Origin of the sequence: Clostridium sp. (assembly GCF_050717545.1) — a bacterium.
Taxonomy (GTDB): Bacteria; Bacillota; Clostridia; order Clostridiales; family Clostridiaceae; genus Clostridium_AD.
In genome coordinates this window covers 80,227-96,005 of the sequence record NZ_JBOITN010000033.1, presented here as the reverse complement: position 1 = coordinate 96,005, position 15,779 = coordinate 80,227, and the positions used below count along the sequence as shown (strand labels likewise).

The 15,779-nt window shown below is 28.5% G+C and carries 12 protein-coding genes; 3 read left to right on the top strand and 9 right to left on the bottom strand.

Features of this window, described 5'->3' with window-relative positions:
• Positions 1 to 41 precede the first annotated feature (41 nt).
• Entirely contained in the window at positions 42 to 5,474 is a 5,433-nt protein-coding gene (locus tag ACREVX_RS10550; protein ID WP_431544138.1) for a diguanylate cyclase, read from the bottom strand.
• 311 nt (positions 5,475 to 5,785) lie between these two features.
• Between ACREVX_RS10550 and ACREVX_RS10545 the strand changes: the two genes are divergently transcribed.
• Positions 5,786 to 6,130: a protease inhibitor I42 family protein gene (locus ACREVX_RS10545; RefSeq protein WP_431544137.1), complete on the top strand. Its 345-nt coding sequence runs from the start codon at positions 5,786 to 5,788 to the stop codon at positions 6,128 to 6,130.
• A 65-nt stretch (positions 6,131 to 6,195) separates the two neighbouring features.
• Here the strand turns inward: ACREVX_RS10545 and ACREVX_RS10540 are convergent, their stop codons facing one another.
• The gene (locus ACREVX_RS10540) at positions 6,196 to 7,059 is read right to left on the bottom strand and encodes a methionyl aminopeptidase (protein ID WP_431544136.1); all 864 of its coding nucleotides are present in this window, start codon (positions 7,057 to 7,059) and stop codon (positions 6,196 to 6,198) included.
• Positions 7,060 to 7,530: 471 nt separating this feature from the next.
• On the opposite strand from ACREVX_RS10540, the gene ACREVX_RS10535 reads away from it, so the two are divergent.
• A complete protein-coding gene (locus tag ACREVX_RS10535) occupies positions 7,531 to 8,649 on the top strand; it encodes an HD-GYP domain-containing protein (RefSeq protein WP_431544135.1) in 1,119 nt (372 codons plus the stop codon).
• A gap of 103 nt (positions 8,650 to 8,752) precedes the next feature.
• On the opposite strand, the gene ACREVX_RS10530 is transcribed toward ACREVX_RS10535, so the two are convergent.
• From ACREVX_RS10530 to proC, 7 genes are all read right to left on the bottom strand, one after another.
• Complete coding sequence (locus ACREVX_RS10530) at positions 8,753 to 9,064, bottom strand: hypothetical protein (RefSeq protein ID WP_431544134.1); 312 nt, start codon at positions 9,062 to 9,064, stop codon at positions 8,753 to 8,755.
• 283 nt (positions 9,065 to 9,347) lie between these two features.
• Entirely contained in the window at positions 9,348 to 10,043 is a 696-nt protein-coding gene (locus ACREVX_RS10525) for a response regulator transcription factor (protein WP_431544133.1), read from the bottom strand.
• Between the two features lie 16 nt (positions 10,044 to 10,059).
• Positions 10,060 to 11,493, bottom strand: coding sequence for a sensor histidine kinase (locus ACREVX_RS10520; RefSeq protein ID WP_431544132.1), 1,434 nt, complete (start codon positions 11,491 to 11,493; stop codon positions 10,060 to 10,062).
• 18 nt (positions 11,494 to 11,511) lie between these two features.
• Positions 11,512 to 12,264, bottom strand: coding sequence for an ABC transporter permease (locus ACREVX_RS10515; protein ID WP_431544131.1), 753 nt, complete (start codon positions 12,262 to 12,264; stop codon positions 11,512 to 11,514).
• Positions 12,251 to 12,982, bottom strand: a complete 732-nt coding sequence (locus ACREVX_RS10510) for an ABC transporter ATP-binding protein (RefSeq protein WP_431544130.1) — start codon at positions 12,980 to 12,982, stop codon at positions 12,251 to 12,253. The genes ACREVX_RS10515 and ACREVX_RS10510 overlap by 14 nt, the downstream gene beginning before the upstream one ends.
• A gap of 123 nt (positions 12,983 to 13,105) precedes the next feature.
• Positions 13,106 to 14,356 (bottom strand): hypothetical protein, encoded by a 1,251-nt coding sequence (locus ACREVX_RS10505; RefSeq protein ID WP_431544129.1) that lies wholly within the window; start codon positions 14,354 to 14,356, stop codon positions 13,106 to 13,108.
• A gap of 159 nt (positions 14,357 to 14,515) precedes the next feature.
• Positions 14,516 to 15,325: a pyrroline-5-carboxylate reductase gene (proC, locus tag ACREVX_RS10500; protein ID WP_431544128.1), complete on the bottom strand. Its 810-nt coding sequence runs from the start codon at positions 15,323 to 15,325 to the stop codon at positions 14,516 to 14,518.
• A 234-nt stretch (positions 15,326 to 15,559) separates the two neighbouring features.
• Here proC and ACREVX_RS10495 point away from each other — a divergent pair, with 234 nt between their 5' ends.
• Positions 15,560 to 15,724, top strand: coding sequence for a small, acid-soluble spore protein, alpha/beta type (locus ACREVX_RS10495; protein ID WP_431544127.1), 165 nt, complete (start codon positions 15,560 to 15,562; stop codon positions 15,722 to 15,724).
• Positions 15,725 to 15,779: the final 55 nt, after the last annotated feature.

Here is a 15,779-nt window from a genome sequence, read left to right as displayed (position 1 = left end):
TAAACCCTCAGCACCTACTAAGGGTTTACTCAAAAATAGTTTTATAGAATCGGAACTATTATCTTTCCCAAGGTATTTACAAAATTAACATCATCAAAACCAAATTCTTTTGCCTTAGTAAATTGTGTTAAGTATATTACTCCCTTTACTACTTCGCTTTTGATAAGTGGAACAGCTATTACTGACTGCCAATTTGGGACACCTGTAATTACATCATACTCAATTATTGTATCCCAGTCTATTTTACATACTCCTTGCTTAGTATCAGTTACCGACTTTATTATGTTTTTGTTATACATATCACTATCTGTCCATCCACTTTCGAAAATTTTTCTTGAATATTTACCAGTAATATTTTTATTATCATAAACAAACAAAATGCCATTTCGAGATTCTGTAATTTCAATAATTCTACCTAATAAACTATATATTTTACTTTCTCTTGTTTCACTTTTACTAATAATCTCGATTAACTCTATCATAGCAAGCACCTTTCTATGGTCTTGTATCTCATCTCCAGATATTATTCCAGCAAGTCTATCTGTCTTTTTAGCCTTTACTAAGAATTCGCTATCCCAAACAACACACCTATTTCTACCTCTCTGCTTTGCCACATATAACGCTTGGTCTACTCTCTCTAGTATTTCTCCCTGCCACTCACCATGAAGTGGACACTCAATAATACCTAGACTTACTGTAATATCTCGCCTATCATCTAGTATTTTTTCTCCTGAAATTTTATTCCTAAGTTTTTCTGCCACAAGCTCCGCACCACTAATATCTGTATCTGGAAGAATAACAATAAATTCTTCCCCACCATATCTACCTACAATATCCGTTTCCCTTAAATTATCCATTACAACCTGGCAAACCCTTTTTAAAACATAGTCTCCTGTCCGATGTCCAAATTTATCATTTACCATTTTGAAGTAATCTAAATCATACATAATAAGAGAAAATTTGCTACCTGAAAGGCTTGTTACTTCTATTTGCTCATCTAGCTCCTCTTCTAAATATTTTCTAGTAAGAGTCCCAGTCAATTTATCTATAGAAGCACTTAATCTAAGCTTATATTTTTCAATTATAATACCTACAACTTTGCTAAGTTCCATACACTCTTTCATACTATCGTTGTTAAGATTATTAAGTACTCTTTGTGATTCAATATATATATATCCAATCACATGTTTACTACTCTGCGAGTTTTTTCTTCGCTCATTTCGCATATAATCCCTTTCATTACTATTCTCCATAACAATAGGAATGCAAATATATGCCTTTAAGTTATTATGAATTATGTTTATATCCTGATCTAAAAACACATCTGTTACTAAAACGGGGCTTTCCACACTTAAAATCTTAGCTGATATTTCTAAATTTTGAGGTAGCTTATGGCTTCTATCACTAGATGCTATAACTTTATAGCCTTTATTATTATCATTCATGATAATAGTTCCCCTTGTTGCTAAAGTTATATAGGACAAATAATCAATTATAAGCTCTAAGTTTTTTGTATTATCAGATTGTAGGTTTTCTAATACATCATTTATATCGTGAATGTCTTCATGAAGAGAAAATGGGTATACTTTTCTTATAGATTTTATGAAATTTTTATTTTTTAAAATATCTTTAGGATTTACTTGTTCTAATAAATATAACAAACTTTTTTCATCGCACACATTAGCAGGCTCAAACTTAAGTATTGAATTATTTCTATTGCTTTTATAATAGTTATTAATTCCTAAAAATTTTTCAAAAGGCTTTAATGCATTGTTAAGTTTAATGTAGCTCAATCTATATGCTATTGGTAATTCAATATTTATATCTTTTAATATACAACAAGCCTCAAAATAGTAAATTACGGCATAAAAATAATCTTTTTTTTCAAAGAAATCATCTGCTATTGCTGTGTATATCCTCCAGCATATATCTATTTCTTTATATTTTTGTGAATATTTAAGAGCCTCTTTGAAAAGTTTAATATTCATATTTTTTTCAATTAACCCATCAACATATAATTTTTTAATATAAACCCTACAACCATTTATGTCCAAATCAATCTTGTTAACTTCACTCAAAATAGAATACACATATCCTTTTTTGCCATCTTCATATAAAAAAATTATTACATCATAAAATATATTAAGCCTATTACTCTTAGACGTTATTTTACTCGCTATATCTATAATGTTTTTTATATTGCCCTTTAAATCATCATCATTTTTCCTTAACCTAATTTCTATAAACTCATTTAAAATCATTACTTTCCATTTAAATATAGATTTATCATTTTCGTATAGTTTTAATGCCTTATTAATATAAAGTTGAGCCTTTTGCAAATCGCCCAATCTGTAGTTTATATCAGATGCTAAAAAATAAAATTCACCTATATCTTTTCCTTGAATGGGATATTTTAAAAGCTCATTGCGACAAAGCTTATAATATTTATAAGCATTATTATAATCATCTAATTTTAAATATACACTTGCAATTGAAGTGTAACAATAAAAAGTATGAAACTCATATTCATATTTCTTACACTTTTCTAATGTCTCAATAAAATATTGCAAAGATGTTTCATACTGCTCTTGCGCCGCATAAGTAGCCGCAATATTTATTAATGCATCTACTTCACTAGTACTCATATTATTTTTTTCACATATATCCTTCATCTCAATAAAATACTTTAAAGCTTTTTTATCATCTTGGTAATAGTCTCCATAAATAACCCCTAAATTGTTTATAGATTTTATTAGTAAACTAATATTATTGTACTTATTACATAATTCTATATTTCTTTCAAAAATGTCTAACGCCTCAGATTCTCTACCACTTCTTAAATAAGCTTTTCCAATATGATGGTAGAATATAATATATAACTCTTTATATTCCCCTATACATTCTTTTATACAACTGTTACATATCGTTTGTACTTTCCCATACTCTTGACTAATATCATATACAGATGCCAGAATACCTTGGCACCTTAGCCTTCCCAAAGTATAATCTACCTTGCCAAGTAAAACATTAATTTTCTCAATGTAAAAAATAGTTTTTTCTATATTATTTTTACTAAGCTCAATTTCTGCTACTTTAATTAAGCTATCTATTATATATTTATATGATTTAGTATTTTCAGAATACTGTTCTATTAATAAATAATAATAAACAGCTAGGTCTATATTCCCCTCTTGATGGTTTAGCCCTGCAAGCTCCATAATAACCTTTATATTTTTAACTGACTCTAGCTCATAATCTATTATAGATACAGCTTTTGTTAAGTTTTTTATTGCGTCGCTTCTATTCTTTAAAATTTTCATATTTTCAGCATTTTGAATACAATAATCAATAATTTTTGTCTGTTGATTTGATTTTTCTAAATGATAAATTAACTCCTCAATATATTCTGTGCCCCCTTGACAATATAAATTCTCTAGTAATACAGATGCTAACTTATGCATACCCTTTCTATCTTCATCGCTTATTTTTTCATACATAAGGCTCTTAAGAAATTTATTATAAAACCCAAATACAAAACCCCTATCTTCGATTTTTTTGCACAATATTCCCGAGGAAATAAGACCTTTAATACCCCTTTCTAAATCTTTATCAGAATTTCCAATAAACTCTTCAATTATTGCTAGAGATACACCACTCTCAAATATTGATATTGTTTTTAAAATATTTATATTAAATTTTCCCATTTCGCTTACTTGACTCAATAATATTTGATACATATCTGTTGGCATTACGAATTCAGAATACTCATAATCTCTAGTCCACGAACCCTTCTGCTGGTCAACATAAATATATCTCTCATTAAAAAAATTCTTTATGATTTCTTGTACAAACAATGGGTTACCTTTTGTCTTATCATAAATTCTATCTGCTAATTTATATGGTATATTAGGGGTGCTTAAAATATCCTGAATCATTATGCCTACTTCTACTTCGCTTAGTTCCTTTAAAAAAATATTGGTTGCTCCATTTAAAACAGACATAAGTTTTGTAAATTGTGTAAACTTTTTATTTAATATGCACTCTCCATCACAATAAGACATTATAAACATAATATTTTTATTTGGAAGTTTATTTCTTATAAGATATTCTAATAATTCTATTGTAAAGTCGTCTGATAGATGTAAATTATCAATAATTATAACTATAGGTGTATTATTTACACATTCTTCAATAAATCCCGCTGCTCTATTTATAAGTCTAAATTTTTCTTTTTCACCACTCAATAGTTTAGAATGTATTATATTCTTATTATCACCTAATTCAGGTATAAATTTAGCAAGTTCTGATTCATATCTCTCTAGTACCTCAGGTGTAGCTTCAGATATAAACTGTTTTAATATTTCAATAAAGGCCTTGTTACTATTCTTAGTCGAGTCATCGAGTAGAAAGCTTTTATAAACATTTACCTTATTAAGTGAGAAAATATATTTTACTCTCTTAAGAAACCGTGTTTTACCAATGCCTGATTCTCCATGAACTAAAACAGCGGAATTATACCCATTTTTATTTTTAATAGAATCATAAATATTAATAATTTTATTAACTTCATCTTCTTTTCCTACCATCTTTAAATTGAAATTTAATTTTTCTACTTCCTCTTTTCTATGTGGCATATAGTTTGTACCAAATATTGTATTTATATCAATTACTAATTGGGATATAATTGTATATCTTTTTTTAGGGTCACTATTAATCATCTTCTCAATAATACTTTTAAATTTTATATTAAGGTCCTTATTGTTATTAAATATTCCATTTAGCTTATCCTGGTTAATATCTTTAATTTCTTCATTAAAATCTATATTGTTACCTTTACTCTTTATATATATAACGAACAATAAAATTCCCAAAGAATATATATCACTAAGAACATTACTTTTTTCGCCTCTTAATATTTCTGGTGCTTTAAAATAATTTTGATCTATATTACCTTTAAAGAACTCTTGTTTTTCAAGTTCAATTGTTGCAAAATCTTTGAATTTAACATTATACTTTTTTTTGTCTAATGTACTTTGAACTATAATATTAGATAAGTTTATATCACTATAAACAAAACCTTTTAAATGCAGGTAATTTATACTTTGACAAATTTCTATAAACAAATCTAATACTTCTTCGCTATTTTTCCCACGCGCGAGCTCTAAAATATTAGAGTTCTCTATCACATTCTCATTTGTATAAAAATATACTCTTTCATCTAATTTTTTATTATCTATTAATTTAACTAATGCAAAATCATAGACAGACATTATGTTCTTACAATTTAAGTTTGTTAAACTTATAAATTCTTTAGTATAAAATTCAATTAATCCCTTTTGTATGTACTCTGAATTAATAATATTTAATTGAACTGTATCGTAATTTTTTATTATGTCATTTACTACATAACTGGAAACCACTCTGTTTTGCTTTATACATTCAACTATTCTATACCTATTGTTAATAATTTCCATTATAATCACTTCCTTAAATATCAACTAAATTTTTAAACATAAATTAAATTTTATAATCTTTTCCTTATACTTATACTTATATATTATTATACCAAATTATTCTAATATATACTTTTTTTATTTATAGAATAACAAATATTACTGCTGAAACATCATTTATAATACTGTTGTTACATGAATAAAAAAGAATATTATAGAAACAATAACTACAATAATAATTTTTTTAATTCGCATTAATAATATTTATGTTATTTCACTAATAAATATGTTTACCTGGTCTTTGATATAGCTAACTTAAGGATGGTGATTACTTGATCTGTGAATATGAAAATTCTAAATTAAACGCTATTGTCCTCAGCCATAATTTCATAAATATGATACCTAATAGTAATCAGATTCTTATTGAACTTACCCAATCGCCATCTACTGGATATTGTTGGTATTATACTATATCCGACCCTTCAATTCTTATTTTAGAAGATAAAAAAACATTTGATTTTAACAAACCAAATATAATAGGAGGAAGTTTACAAATTATTTGGAGGTTTAAATGTTTAAAAAATGGTGAATGTAAGATACATTTTTCTTATTATAAAAGTTGGAAAAAAGAATCTGGTCCACTAGAAGAGTATATCTATGTAGTAAAAGTAGAATAAAAATTTCTTGTAAAAAACATACAAAAACACCACTCTATTGGAGTGGTGTTTTTGTATGTTTTTTACTATGTTAATATTTCATATCCAGTTTCAGTAACAAGTATAGTATGTTCCCACTGCGATGATAAAGAACCATCTACTGTAACAGCTGTCCAATCATCCTCAAGTACCTCTGTTTCTGGACTACCTTTATTAATCATAGGTTCAATAGTAAATGTCATATTAGGCAATAATATTGTTCCTTCTCCTTTTTTACCTATATGAGGTACAAAAGGTTCTTCATGAAACTCTAATCCAACGCCATGACCACCATAATCGTATACCACAGAATACCCAAAACTTTCTGCATGCTGTTGAATAGCATTTCCTATGTCTCCAAGTGTATTAAAAGGCTTAACTTGTTCTATGCCTCTTTCTAAACATTCCCTTGATACACGTACCAAATCTACTGCTTCTTTAGATGCATTACCAATGATATACATTCTGCTAGCATCACCATAATAACCGTCTAATATGCAAGACACATCTACATTTATTATATCTCCATCTTTTAGCATCGTCTCATCAGGTATACCATGACATATTACATTGTTTAATGATGTACACACACTCTTGGGAAAATCACCATACCCAAGTGGTGCAGGGTATGCATTATGCTCTACAGTGTATTCATGAACCCAGGTATTAATTTCATCTGTTGTTATTCCTACTTTTATTTTCTCTCCAACCATATCTAGTATATCATGAGTTAACACACAACTTTTTCTTATACCCTCTATCTGCTCCTGAGTTTTCATGATATCTCTAGGTATAACATACCCAACTTTTTCTTCTATATTACTTATAAATGTATCTTGGTCCATATGGCATTTTTTATATTTTTTGCCACTCCCACACCAACAAACATCATTTCGTGATAATTTATCCATTATATTTCCTCCAATTAAGATTATTCAAAACATCAAATATAAATTCATTTAATTATAAAATATCCTGGCCTTATTACCATTCTTTAATTTCACGATTTATATGCTTAAATTTAAGCATTCTCTATTTTTGAGAATTATATGCTATATTGATGCTCTCACCTTTAATTATAGTTCATAATTCAAAGTATTCAACCTTATTTTAAAAAAGTCTTGCTAACCCCAATAAAATAAATATGTTATGGTTGGTTTCAATTAATATTATAGAGTCTATTTACAATACAAACTGATTTTTATAATAATAAGAATTAGTGTAATTTATTATTGTATAGTATAATATATATCATTATACCTATATATTTAATCAATTGAAATTTTATAATATAATTTTATAATATAAAAGTTGTTAGGATGTGGATATTATTAATATCCAATAAACGTCCTAATCCTTTATATTTTGGGAGTGATGTAATTATGAGGCTTGTACCAATCCAATGCGTAAAACCAGGAACTTATTTGGCTAAAACTATATTTGACAATGATGGAAGGATTCTTTTAAGAGATGGTATTGCATTAACTGATAATTTTTTAAAAAGAATAAAACAGTTGCAAATTTATTCTATTTATATTACTGATGAATATAGTCAAACTATACTTGAAGATGTAATAAACCCTGAGCTCCGTCAAACTGCTATTAAGGCTATCAAAGAAACTTTCTATAGCTTTGAAAAATATAGTTTATATTCTAATAATCCAAATTTCAATGAAAATAAATTTTCAAAAGAAAAACAATCCTATTTTGAATCCATAGGGAGTATTGCTAAAGATATAATTGATGAAATTATAAGTAAAAAAAATGTAATGATTAATTTAGTAGATATAAAAAGTATGGATAATTATACTTATCAACATAGTGTAAATGTAGCTATAATTTCTCTGATAATAGGTGTTCAATTGCAACTAAATAAGCATGAACTTTATACCTTATGCATGGGTGCATTAATACATGACATTGGTAAAGTTCTTATTCCTAAATCTATAATATTAAAACCTGGTCCCTTAACTGATGAAGAGTTTATAACTATAAAAGAACATCCCACAAAAGGTTATAATTACTTGAAAGGTAGTTTAGATATCTCTGCCCCTTCGCGAATTGTAGCACTTCAGCACCATGAAAAAATAGATGGAACGGGATACCCTGATAAATTAAAGAATAAAGCAATAAGTAGATTTGCTAGAATTGTTGCTATTGCGGATGTGTATGATGCACTTACCTCGGATAGACCATACAAAAAAGCCTTCTCCCCTAATGACGCAGTAGAATTTATTTATTCCCATGGTAATACCCATTTTGATTATGAGATGGTGAAAGCATTTTCTAAGGTCGTTGTTCCTTATCCACCTGGAACTCTTGTAAGGCTTAGTACCGGTGACATTGCTGTTGTAACAATTATACTTCCAAACTTCGCTTTAAGACCTGAAGTTAAGATTATAAAAAAAGGAAATAAACCCACTTCTAAAGAAATCGGATCAACTATTTCATTGGTATCGCATTTAAATATTGTAATTCAAAATATTGAATTTGATGTTTAGTGCGATTGTTATAAAGAAAAATTATTGGTTTAATAACTACCAATTTTTCTTTATAAATATAAAAAAGTTTTACTAAATCATCTCCTGAGGAGCTGAAATGTCGTTAAATTTTAAAACACTCTTTTGTACTAATTTTATTTTCTATATATTGTTTATCATAAAGTCCTTGCTTAAGATACCCGTATTTATTAGAACCTGCATTACCTACTAAATTATTATTTGCTATTTCCGTAGCTTCTTCTATGTTTTTAGCCTTAAATGTTATAGTCCCACCATTTCTATTGTATCTTCCACCGCATATTAGGTATTTAGAAGAATGATCAGCTTTGACTGTACTTTGAGTGTATGTTATTGCTAAACTGTCACTACCTTCCCTTGAATAATTCATCTTAACTAATAAATCCTTTGTTTCCATTTGTTTTGCCCCCAGTTAAATAATCTACTAAAGTAGTTTTTAGAAATGTAGTTCAGCCGCAAAATAACTCTTGCCTAACATGAAATAATTATATATTTTTAAATACTTTACAGGTATTTTGTCTTAATTTGCTATATTTATATTGTACCGAACATTTGTTCCTTAGTCAATAGTTTTTATAAATATTAATGCTATAAAGCAAATATATGTTCTATTTTCAATTTATATTACATTAATTTTAAAAAAACTATAAATATAAAAAGATACAAGTTTAGAGTATATTTTATACCCTGAGCCTGTACCCAGTTCCCCAAACAGTTTCAATATATTGAGGTGTTGATGTATTGCTTTCAATTTTTTCTCTCACTCTACCGATATGTACCGTAACAGTTGCAGTATCTGATAAAGCATCAAATCCCCATATTCTTTCAAATAATTCAGCTTTGCTAAATACTCGATTAGGATTTTCAGCGAGATATAGAAGTAAATCGAATTCCTTTTGAGCCAGGTTTATTTCGATTCCATTTACAAATACCTGCCTGCAATCTTTTTTTATTTCTAGTCCTCTTATTATTAGAGTGCTGCTCTTAACACTTGTTTTAAATTTATTTTTTATTCGCTCATAATTTCGAATATGTGACTTTACTCTAGCAACCAATTCACTTGGATTGAACGGTTTTGTAATATAGTCATCAGCTCCAAGACTCAAGCCTTTTATTTTATCAATGTCTTCTTTTTTTGCAGAAACCATTAAAACCGGTATGTCCTTTTCTTCTCGTATGCTCCTCAAAATGGTAAAACCATCTATTTTAGGAAGCATTACATCAAGAATTAGGAGGTCAAATTCATCCGTTTTTAAAATATTTAATCCAGACACTCCATCATTACATATCTTAACTTCAAATCCCTCTATTTCTAAATAGTCCTTTTGAAGTTCTGCAATACTTACATCGTCCTCAACTATTAGAATTCTTTTCACAATCCACCTCTATTTATTATATTTTCCCTAGTGATATTAAGATACTTATGCCTTGGTTTTCATGACTCACAGCCCAAATTGTGCCGCTATGCCCCTCCACAATTTGCTTAGCAATAGCAAGTCCTAGTCCACTACCTTTTGCCTCACTTCTTGCAGCATCCGCTCTATAAAATCTGTCAAATATTTTATTTACATCCTTCTCAATTATGCCAGAACCATTATCCCTTATCTCAATTATAATACTAGAATTTGTCTCTCGCAAACAAATGGTAATCTCCCCTTGTTGCTTATCCATATATTTACGACAATTATCAATGATATTTAGTATAACCCTCATCAATCTTTCTCTATCTATATTAACGTATTTTATACCATCTAAATTATTTTCTAAAGAAATTTTTATATTGGACTTTTCAAGTTCCAGTGAACTATCATGAATACAATAATTAAAATAATCTATAATATCAGTTTTTTCAAAGTTAAATGGGAGTTGACTTAAATCGAGTTTGGAATATAAAAGCAAATCATCAATCATAACGTCCATCTGTTCCGATTTTGAATAAACAGTTTTTAAATAGCGATCTACTTTCTCAGGAGTATTCGCAACGCCGTCTAAAATACCTTTAACATAACCCTTTATGGAGGTTATTGGTGTTTTAAGATCATGTGATATGCTAGAAACAAGCATATTCCTATTCTCATCATACTTCTTTTTAAGCCTTGTTGTATCCTTAAGTTGTATTCTCATCTTCTCAAAATCGGCACATAACTCTCTAATTTCCTTATCACCAGTTTCAGTAATTTCCACACTTAAATCACCCGTGCTGATCTCTTCTACGGCCTGCTTTAAAAGTGATAATGGATTTATTATTCTTTTTGAAAGCAGATAAGACATAAATACATTAATAACTATAAATGTAATAAGGAATACCGAAAGTACGAATATAGTAAACTCTTCAAGTATATTTGAATATTCAAAAGTAGGTGCTAGTAATATTACATTTCCTAAAGCATCATCTTTAAATTTAACTTCCGCTACTTCCACCATGTATGATTTGGAATCAATTATCACTATTTTTTTTTGAGACTTACTTTTAGCTTCTAATAAACATTTTTCTATATCAATTTTATTTACATCCTTGGATGTATAAATGGTAACATTGTTTTTAAGTATTATAATATCTCCATTTATATTTGATAACTTTTGCTGTAAATACCTCTGAAATTGTGGCTCCTCTATATTCGAAGATTTTTCTTTCCATATATCATTACTAGTATCAGATAATTGCGACTTTATAAATACGAATTTCTTGAAATTATCATAACCAACACTCCTATTAAAAACTCTTGAAGAAATAAAAATAAATAGAAATGCTGCTATAATTGTGACCATAAAAGGAATTATTATTGTTATAGTATTAGACAAAAGTAGCCGTTTTTTTATATTCATTTCTCACCTCGAAAATATTTAAAATTCCTTGTTATCAAATATATAATATCCTGCTGTGAAAAATATTATACCGTAACTAATCATCATCATAAATTGAAGAAATATTTTAAAATAAGGAATAGTATCCATATTAAATAATGTGTACCAACTCATCATAGATGTAATAAATACACCATTAAATCTATAAAAAATAAGACCTAACCCTTTAAACATAACAAAAACAAAAATAGATACAAAAAACACACCTATCCCACTTCTAATAATATTTGCAAAAAAAGCAATAATTATTGATAATATCACCATAGGCGCTAATGTTACAACATAAGAAATTAGTATTTTAAAAACACTCGTAATTGCGAATGTATTTGCATTAAAAATACAACCAGCAGCGATTGAAAAAATCATTACAAATATAAGATTTACAAGTATAAATAACATAATTGCAGTTAATTTAGCCGCGTAAAACTTAAATCTAGTAATAGGTCTTGTAAGTGCAATTTTCATAGTATTTTGCGAAAATTCTCCTGAAAAGCTTTCAATAGTAACTAGTGCTGTAAATAAAGGAAGAATTGTATTCACAACTACTGCCAACACAAGAATAGGAAATTCCATGCTTGACACCCCTCTCACCCCAAATCCACTTCTTAAGACTACCATAGATAATTGTCCAACTATTATAAAAACTAGAGATATAATCACTGCAACTAAAACTTTTTTTCTTTTATACAATTTTTCAATTTCATTTATTAATGCAGCTTTAAACTCTACCATTTCTCTCTACCTCGCTAACAAAATAATTTTCAAGTGTTGCATAATTATTTAATATGTTTTTCATAGTGTCTACATTAAGCATCTTCCCATTGTATAATACTCCAATATGAGTACAAGTAAGTTCAACATCGTGGATTAGATGGCTTGATATAAAAAATGTAGTCTTTTCTTTTTCTACCATTTCTTTTATTATGTTTCTCATAGCAATCATTCCTTCAACATCAAGTCCATTTAAGGGCTCGTCCAAAATAATTACCTTAGGTTTTGATATTATCGCAGCCGCAATTCCCAGTCTTTGTTTCATTCCAAGTGAAAATTTCCTTGGTTTCTCATTTTTATATTTTAAAAGTCCCGTCAGTTCTAAGACTTCATGAATTCTATTGTCATCAACACTTTTATAATATCTTGAAACTTGTTTTAAATTTTCATAAGCTGTTAAATACTGATAACACTCCGCAGTTTCTATAATGCACCCTACTTTTCCCATTACACTTTCGTATTCCGCGAGAATACTTTGACCCAATATCTTAACATCTCCACTATCTGGTTTTATAAGTCCTGTCATTATTTTCATAGCAGTAGTTTTACCTGCACCATTAGGGCCTAAAAATCCAAATATATCCCCTTTATTTATATCAATATTTATATCTGATATACCTCTTCCATTTTTGTATAACTTAGAAAGATTTTTAATTTCAATAACTTTTTCATTTTCCACTTTAGCACCCCCAAAATCAGTTTTACATTTCTTATAATTAAAAAAGCGAGGACTCATTATTTATTAAAATACTTTGTTTTAGAGTCCTCCCCTTTAAACTTAATTATCCTATCTTACTTATTATTAATTAAATATTTTACTATATTTATCATCATAAAGCTTATTTCCTGTTCTTCTTCCATCTAAATTAAAGTTTATTCCAGCTGAACCAATGTTTATATTTATATATCCTGTCGCCTTATTATTTGAATCGTCGCCGGTTGAATTAAATGTTGCATAAAATCCTTTATCTTTTTCGAACTTAGCATTAAATTTAAAGTCTTTATTATCAGTTGCATATTCTTCATATCCCTTAACGTACTGCTCATAATATCTTCCGCTAATACCTTTGTCATCTACTGCGGTAACATCTAAGAATTTCTCACCTATTTTTATAAATTTAGCATCTTTTTCTACTAAAATATCTGTTTTATATTTACCAATATATTTTTCTGGATTAATTAATTTACTATAATCCTGCTGCACACTTTTTTCTACTTTTTTACCAGAAAGATCTGGTTTGCTAACCTTAGTTGAATTAACATCAGTCATTTTTGCTAATATTTCAAATGTCAATTTATGTTCTACACCTTTCTCATCTTTGCCTGATATTACTCCGCTGCCAAGAACGCTCTTAATTAATCCATCTTTAGTTGTTACCATATTTCCTTTAACTTCTTTTACAAATACATCACTTACTATTTTTGGCATGATATTCTCGTTATTAGATGAGTTGTAACCAAGTTCCCTTTTAGATTGTAGAGATACCACTGCATTGATAAGCGCTGGAATTTGTGATTCACTTAAAGATCCAGATAAAGTTTTGCTTCCATCTGACTTTTCAGTGACTACAACAGCATCTTTCAAATTTCCAATAAGGGCATCAGCAATTTTTTCCATGTCCGAAGCTCCCTCTTCATCAAAAGGATTTTTAGAAGCTGTATTTTTTTGAGGAGTTTCAAGATCAGTTGTATAATAAATATCCTCTTTACCATTTTTGTTAATATAACCATTTTTATCGGAGTAACTGTAATTCTCCGTTTTCTTTGAACCCTCAACCCTAGTTCTTACAGTTTCCTTAGCTCCCTTTGACACATCAACTTTGCTAATATCACTTGTAGAATAAAGAACAGTATTATTATCCTTTAGAACAACAGACATATCAGAAGTATAACTTTTAAGCGTACTTGTAGCACTTTTTGCTGTATATTTAACAGAATCCTTAAGTTGATCATATCCACTTTTAACTAATACTTGTGCTATAGCTGTAGTTGTGAACATAACAGTTCCTATCATAAAACTTAGAATTGTTGTAGTTTTCTTATTTAATTTCATTATATTAAATCCCCTTTATATTTAAAATTTGCTTTTGAACATGAAAGCCTTCCATAATTCTATTTTAATGTACATGTCTCTACTTTCCATAAACAAATTATAAACAAAGTATAAACTCTATTGACCTAATACAAAATATATCTCATTTTAAACCTAGAATTATTTTTCACCCATTTTAATCGCTTTTTGCGTACAACTTTCCATAGCAGACATTATTGAACCTCTAAAATTGTTTTTCTCTAAAGTATATACTGCCTCTATAGTACTTCCCCCTGGTGAACATACATTGTCTTTAAGTTTACCCGGATGTTCTCCTGTCTCAAGGACCATCTTAGCTGCCCCTAGCACCGCTTGAGCTGCCATTTTATAGGCTTTGTCTCTTTGCATACCTTGCATAACTGCGCCATCACCTAATGCTTCAATAAACATGTACACGTAAGCTGGGGATGAACCGCTAACTGCTGGAACTACATCAATGAGCTTTTCTTCTAAAATCTCAATCTTCCCAAAACTTTCAAAAATATCTATTACTAGCGTAAGCTCTTCTTTAGTTATATTTGAGTTAGCGCAAAGCGCACTCATTCCCTCTCCAACAAGTGCTGGAGTATTTGGCATAGTTCTTATAACCTTCGCATCATCTCCAAGAGCTCCGCGCATATGCTCAAGTGTTATCCCTGCGGCTATTGTTACTATAATTACATCTTTTTTTAAATATTGTTTTATCTCATCAATAACCTCAAAATATTTATAAGGCTTTACAGAAAGTATTACTATGTCAGAAAATTTTGCAACTTCCGTATTATTCTGCGTTATTAAAATATTATATTCTTTTTTCACCTTAATTAAGTTTTTATCTGATGGATTACTTGCTATTACCTCTTCGCTAGATACTAATTTTGATTTTACTATTCCACTTATCATAGCTTGCGCCATATTACCACAACCTATAAACCCTATTGTTTTATTCATATTATTACTGCCTCCTATGTAAATTCAATTATTAATATTAATTATACCATTATAAAGCACATGAGTATAAATAATAAAACGACATACTAGTCTAATTATACTCATCTGTAAAAATCAAAATTTTCTCGTATACAACTTAAAACTCTGGTTATAATAATATTTAGATAATTAATATTAAGATGCAAACAATGGATAATTGTTTTCATTATTAATCAATATAAGGAGGTATGCGATATGTCACATAAAGACAACAAAAATAGCAAAGATAATAAAAAAGCAGGTCAAAAAACAAAAAAGGAATTAGATAAAATGAAAATGGAAACTGCTAATGAAATAGGATTTTCTAATGAATCTAAGAAGTTAGGAAAAGATAAAAAACCAGAAAACAAGAAGAAATAATTTTTAATATGTTCAAAACCAAAAGGAAGATATCATGGCTAAATTAGCTTATGAC

What these genes read in the sequence shown, in the direction of transcription:
- ACREVX_RS10550 (WP_431544138.1), bottom strand. Translation starts at nt 5,474, where the DNA reads ATGGAAATTATTAACAATAGGTATAGAATAGTTGAATGTATAAAGCAA.
- ACREVX_RS10540 (WP_431544136.1), bottom strand. Translation starts at nt 7,059, where the DNA reads ATGGATAAATTATCACGAAATGATGTTTGTTGGTGTGGGAGTGGCAAA.
- ACREVX_RS10535 (WP_431544135.1), top strand. Translation starts at nt 7,531, where the DNA reads ATGAGGCTTGTACCAATCCAATGCGTAAAACCAGGAACTTATTTGGCT.
- ACREVX_RS10530 (WP_431544134.1), bottom strand. Translation starts at nt 9,064, where the DNA reads ATGGAAACAAAGGATTTATTAGTTAAGATGAATTATTCAAGGGAAGGT.
- ACREVX_RS10520 (WP_431544132.1), bottom strand. Translation starts at nt 11,493, where the DNA reads ATGAATATAAAAAAACGGCTACTTTTGTCTAATACTATAACAATAATA.
- ACREVX_RS10515 (WP_431544131.1), bottom strand. Translation starts at nt 12,264, where the DNA reads ATGGTAGAGTTTAAAGCTGCATTAATAAATGAAATTGAAAAATTGTAT.
- ACREVX_RS10505 (WP_431544129.1), bottom strand. Translation starts at nt 14,356, where the DNA reads ATGAAATTAAATAAGAAAACTACAACAATTCTAAGTTTTATGATAGGA.
- proC (WP_431544128.1), bottom strand. Translation starts at nt 15,325, where the DNA reads ATGAATAAAACAATAGGGTTTATAGGTTGTGGTAATATGGCGCAAGCT.
- ACREVX_RS10495 (WP_431544127.1), top strand. Translation starts at nt 15,560, where the DNA reads ATGTCACATAAAGACAACAAAAATAGCAAAGATAATAAAAAAGCAGGT.